Here is a 5,015-nt window from a genome sequence, read left to right as displayed (position 1 = left end):
GCTGTGATATGTTTAAAAGAAAGGGTCCCCCGGGGGGGTACGGCATAAGGCCCCACCCCCGAGCCGCATCAACGCTTCACAAAGCGCAGGGTCATGCGGTCGCTTTCGCCGATCGCCTTGTACTTGGCGGCATCGGCGGCATCGTGGTTGTTCGACGGCGGCAGGGTCCACACGCCGTTCGGGTAGTCCTTGGTGTCGCGCGGATTGGTGTTGATCTCGCTGCTGCCGGCCAGCTCGAAACCGGCGGCCTTGGCCAGTGCGATCACCTGCTGCTGGCCCACGTAGCCGCTCTTGTCGTCCGCCGGCACATCGGCCTTGGCGCGGTGCTCCACCACGCCGAGCACGCCGCCGGGCTTGAGCACGTCGTAGAAGCCCTTGAACATGCCTTCGGCCTGGCCCGCGCTGCGCCAGTTGTGCACGTTGCGGAAGGTCAGCACCACATCGGCCGAACCGGGTGCACCAAACACCGGGGCCTTCGGGTCGTACTTCACGACCTGGGTCTTGTCATACATCGCCGGCGTGTCAGCGAACTTCTTGCTCAGGCTGTCCAGACCACGCTGCTGGTAGTCGCGGCCACGGCCTTCGGCGACCGCCATCGGGTCGACCACGGCGGCCACGTAGGTGCCCTTGTCGCGCAGCAGCGGAGCGAGGATCTCCGAGTACCAGCCGCCGCCCGGGGTGATTTCGACCACGGTCTTGCCCGGTTCCACGCCGAAGAACGACAGCGTCTGCGCGGGGTGGCGGTAGGCATCGCGCTGCACATTGGCCGGGGTGCGGCCCTTGCCGTCGACGGCGGCCTGCACGGCCGGGGTGATCGCCGGCTGCGCGTTGGCACCGGCCGGCTTGACCGCCATGGCAGGGGCGGCGAGCAGCAGCGTGGACACGGTGAACAGGCAGGCACAGCTGAGCGAACGGGCTTTCATCGGCACAACTCCAGTGACGGGATGCGGCGAGACTAGCAGCCCATTGCATCAAGGTGTTCACAAATCGTTAGTACGGTGGCGTATTGCGGAACACTGTTTTGTGCGGCGTGCCTCGGCGATGTCATCACCGCGACCGTATGCTGTTCCATTGATTCTCAATGGAGACCTGCCCATGACTGCAGCGCGCGAACTCGGCCGTTCCGGCCTGAAAGTGGCCCCCATCGCGTTTGGCGGCAACGTGTTTGGCTGGGGTGCGGACGAGAAGACCTCGTTCGATCTGCTGGATGCTTTCGTTGACGCCGGCTTCAATCTGGTGGACACCGCCGATGCCTACTCGGCCTGGGTGCCGGGCAACCAGGGCGGTGAGTCGGAAACGATTCTGGGTCGCTGGTTCCAGCGCAGCGGCAAGCGCGACAAGGTGGTGCTGGCAACCAAAGTGGCCAAGTGGGCCGAACGCCCCGGGCTTTCCGCCGACAACATCGCCGCCGCAGTGGAAGACTCGCTGCGCCGCCTGCAGACCGATGTGATCGACCTCTACCAGGCGCACGAAGATGACGAGTCGGTTCCGCTGGAAACCACGCTGGCCGCATTCGGCCGGTTGATCGAACAGGGCAAGGTGCGTGCGATTGGTGCTTCCAACTACAGCGCCACGCGCCTGCGCGATGCGCTGAAGGTGTCGGCCGACTACAAGCTGCCGCGCTATGAAACCCTGCAGCCGGAGTACAACCTGTATGACCGCGCCGGCTACGAGGACGAGCTGGAAGCGGTGGCGCGCGAGCACGGGCTGGGCGTGATCAGCTACTACTCGCTGGCCAGCGGCTTCCTCACCGGCAAGTACCGCAGCGCGGACGACGCCGGCAAGAGCGCCTCGCGTGGCAACAGCGTGGTCGGCAAGTATGTGAACCCACGCGGCCTGCGCATTCTGGAGGCGCTGGATGATGTGGCCGCCTCGCACAAGGCCACGCCGGCACAGGTGGCGCTGGCGTGGTTGATCGCGCAGCCGACCATCACCGCACCGATTGTGAGTGCCACCAACGTGACCCAGCTGCAGGATGTGCTGGCAGCGGCGAAGCTGACGCTGAGTGCTCAGGAGCTGGCGCAGCTGGAGGCCGCTTCGGCGTGACACCGTGGCAACGGGCGCGTAATGCGTGTAAGGTACGCGCCCATTGCCGCCCTGTGCGGTTCCACCCTTCAACCTGAGGCCCCCGATGCACCGCAGTTCCTTCGCCATCGCTCACCGACTCTCGCACATGCTGCACGTGCTGCGTGCGCGCGATGCCGCAGGTGCGAAGCACCCGGCCACACCCTGATCTTCCTGCACGGAGATCGGGCTTCCGATCTCCGAGGCACGCCAACGCCCTCGGATGCTGCATCCGGGGGCGTTTTTGTTTGCGTTGGCGTCAAAGGAATGAATCCATGAACACGCAAGACACATTTGAACTGCTGCACGCCGAAGGCCCGACCCAGATCAAGGGCTGGGTGCGCGGCGTACCGGTGGACGAGCTTGCCCAGCAGCAGCTGCGCAACATCGCCAACATGCCCTTCGTGGGGCCGTGGGTGGCGGTGATGCCCGACGTTCACGTCGGCAAGGGCGCGACCGTGGGCTCGGTGATTCCCACCCGCGGCGCGATCATCCCGGCCGCGGTCGGGGTGGATATCGGCTGCGGCATGGCCGCGGTGCGCACCACGCTGCGGGCGGAAGATCTGCCCGACAATCTGGCCCAGCTGCGCAGCAGCATCGAACGCGCGGTGCCGGTCGGCAACGGCAAAGGCGGCGAACACCGCTTGCTGCCGGACAGCATCCGCAGCCGGATCGAGCGCTCCGGGCTGGTGCAGGGGCTGGACGCGATCAAGGAGCGGCACCGCAAGATCCGCACCGACAAGCTGGCCTGCCAGATCGGCACGCTGGGCGGCGGCAACCACTTCATCGAGATCTGCCTGGATGAAACCGGCGCGGTGTGGGTGATGCTGCACAGCGGCTCGCGTGGCACCGGCAACCTGATCGGCACCTACTTCATCGAGCAGGCGCGCGAGCAGCTGGCGCGGCGGGTGCTGGGCTTCCATCTGCCTGACAAGGACCTGGCGTTCTTCCTGCAGGGCGAGCCGCTGTTCGACGACTACGTGCAGGCGGTGGGCTGGGCACAGGACTACGCGCGTGAGAACCGCGAGGCGATGATGGCGCGGGTGCTGGCCGAGATGCGGTTGCGGCTGCCGAAGTTCCAGCTGGAGAAGCTGGCAGTGAACTGCCACCACAACTACGTGCAGAGCGAGACGCACGGCGGTGAAGAGCTGCTGGTGACTCGGAAGGGCGCGGTGAGCGCACGTGCCGGCGAGCTGGGCATCATTCCTGGCAGCATGGGCACGCGCAGCTACATCGTGCGGGGCAAGGGCAATGCGGAGAGCTTCCACAGCTGCAGCCACGGTGCCGGCCGCGTGCTGAGCCGCACCGCGGCGCGTCAGCAGATCACCCTGGCCCAGCACCGCGAGGCCACCGCACACGTGGAGTGCCGCAAGGACGCGGCGGTGATCGACGAGTCGCCGGCGGCGTACAAGTCGATCGACGCGGTGATGGCGGCACAGAGCGATCTGGTCGAGGTGGTGCACACCTTGCGGCAGGTGGTGTGCATCAAGGGGTGATTCACCCCGCGCCATCGTCCGCAATCAAGGCGTGGTGCAGGCCAACACCTGCACGCACGCCTTCGGCCATGGCCAGGGTGATGTTGCCCATCGTGGTTGCATCACCGGCGGCATACACCCCGGGCACGCTGGTCTGCTTCTGGGCATCCACGCTCAGCAGCACGCCCACGGGGCTGTCTTCCAATACGCAGCCCAGCTGTTCGGCCAGCGGAGACGCCATGTGCTGGCGCGCAGTGACAAACAATGCCCGGATATCGATACGACGACCATCAGCGAGCACCGCGGCACTGAGCTGCGGTGCCTCGCCATCCAACGACACCACTGGCGTGGTTTCCAGAATGACACCGCGCCGCTGCAGGGTTGCCAACTCATCCGGATCGATCTCCGCACCCTGGGTGAAGAAGGTCACCTGCCCCCAGTCGGCCAGCACGCCTGCCATTTTCGGCGACATCGCATGTCCGCCGAGCAGGCCAATCGATCCGCCGCCAATTTCATAGCCGTGGCAGTAAGGGCAATGCACCACAGAACTGCCCCATCGCTCGGCCAACCCGGGCAGCTCCGGCAGCTCATCGCGCACGCCGGTGGCCAGCAGAATCTTGCGCGTGGCCCAGGTCTCACCGCCTTCTGTGCGCAGCGCAAAGCCATCTGGCGTGACGTGTCCGTCCACCACGGTGTCGTTGCTCCAGCGCACGGTGGGGTAGTCCAGCAGCTGCGCCTTGGCCTGCTTCAGCAGTTCGCTGCCGGCAATGCCGTCCAACCCCAGCACGCCATGCGAATGCGCGGCGAAGCGGTTGCGCGGCAGGCCGGCATCCACCACCAGCACGTTGCGGCGAGCGCGCGCGAGGATCAGGCCGGCAGAAAGGCCGGCAAAGCTGCCGCCGACAATGATGGCGTCAAAGGTCATGGGAACCTCCTGAGGTGTGTTTTGCGAGATGCACGGCGAAGTCCGCGCCGAGGGTGGCGAGCGTGGTGGCCTGCAGCCGGGTTTCCAGCAGCGCCTGGGCCTGGCGGTAGCTGTCGTCGAGGGCGTCGTTGACCACCTGCATGACCGGGCAGCCACGGCCGCCTTCTCGGACGCCGGTGTGCAGCAGCGTCGGCGAGCCGAGCGCGCGATAGACGTCCAGCAGGGTGATCTGCGCGGGATCGCGGGCGAGCTGGCTGCCACCGCCGTGGCCGCGCACGGTCTGCACGATTCCGCCCTTGCCGAGCTGCGCCAGCAGTCGGCGGATCACCACCGGGTGCGTGGGCAGGCAGGTGGCGAGCTGCTCGGAGGTGCGCGGGCCGGGTTGGCCGACCAGGTGGGCGACGATGTGGAGGGCGTCGGAGAACTGGTTGTTGGATTTCATGTAACTACGATAGTTACATTATGGGTCGGTTGTCCAGTGCGGTGTTGGATCGCGTGGGCCGGCCAACGGCCGGCGCTACCAAAGACGGCAGCATTGCATCCGGTAGCGC

At 66.4% G+C, this 5,015-nt stretch carries 5 protein-coding genes; 2 read left to right on the top strand and 3 right to left on the bottom strand.

The genetic code is table 11. The features are described from left to right. Positions 1 to 68: 68 nt before the first annotated feature. Positions 69 to 923: a methyltransferase gene (locus tag QMX83_RS19985; RefSeq protein WP_282298388.1), complete on the bottom strand. Its 855-nt coding sequence runs from the start codon at positions 921 to 923 to the stop codon at positions 69 to 71. 172 nt (positions 924 to 1,095) lie between these two features. Between QMX83_RS19985 and QMX83_RS19980 the strand changes: the two genes are divergently transcribed. Together QMX83_RS19980 and QMX83_RS19975 are read left to right on the top strand one after the other, a co-directional pair. After that, complete coding sequence (locus QMX83_RS19980; RefSeq protein WP_282298387.1) at positions 1,096 to 2,046, top strand: aldo/keto reductase; 951 nt, start codon at positions 1,096 to 1,098, stop codon at positions 2,044 to 2,046. Positions 2,047 to 2,339: 293 nt separating this feature from the next. Further along, on the top strand, positions 2,340 to 3,560 hold the full coding sequence (locus QMX83_RS19975; protein ID WP_282298386.1) for an RtcB family protein: 1,221 nt from the start codon (positions 2,340 to 2,342) through the stop codon (positions 3,558 to 3,560). Between the two features lies 1 nt (position 3,561). Here QMX83_RS19975 and QMX83_RS19970 read toward each other — a convergent pair whose 3' ends face one another. Together QMX83_RS19970 and QMX83_RS19965 are read right to left on the bottom strand one after the other, a co-directional pair. Continuing rightward, positions 3,562 to 4,464, bottom strand: a complete 903-nt coding sequence (locus QMX83_RS19970; RefSeq protein ID WP_282298385.1) for an NAD(P)/FAD-dependent oxidoreductase — start codon at positions 4,462 to 4,464, stop codon at positions 3,562 to 3,564. Beyond that, positions 4,454 to 4,906, bottom strand: coding sequence for an Rrf2 family transcriptional regulator (locus QMX83_RS19965; RefSeq protein WP_282298384.1), 453 nt, complete (start codon positions 4,904 to 4,906; stop codon positions 4,454 to 4,456). Before QMX83_RS19965 ends, QMX83_RS19970 begins: the two co-directional genes overlap by 11 nt. Between the last annotated feature and the right edge of the window lie 109 nt (positions 4,907 to 5,015).

The organism is Stenotrophomonas sp. PS02289, assembly GCF_029960115.1.
Taxonomy (GTDB): domain Bacteria; phylum Pseudomonadota; class Gammaproteobacteria; order Xanthomonadales; family Xanthomonadaceae; genus Stenotrophomonas.
Note: the sequence above shows the minus strand (reverse complement) of the source record. Positions and strands in the feature narration are given on the sequence as shown.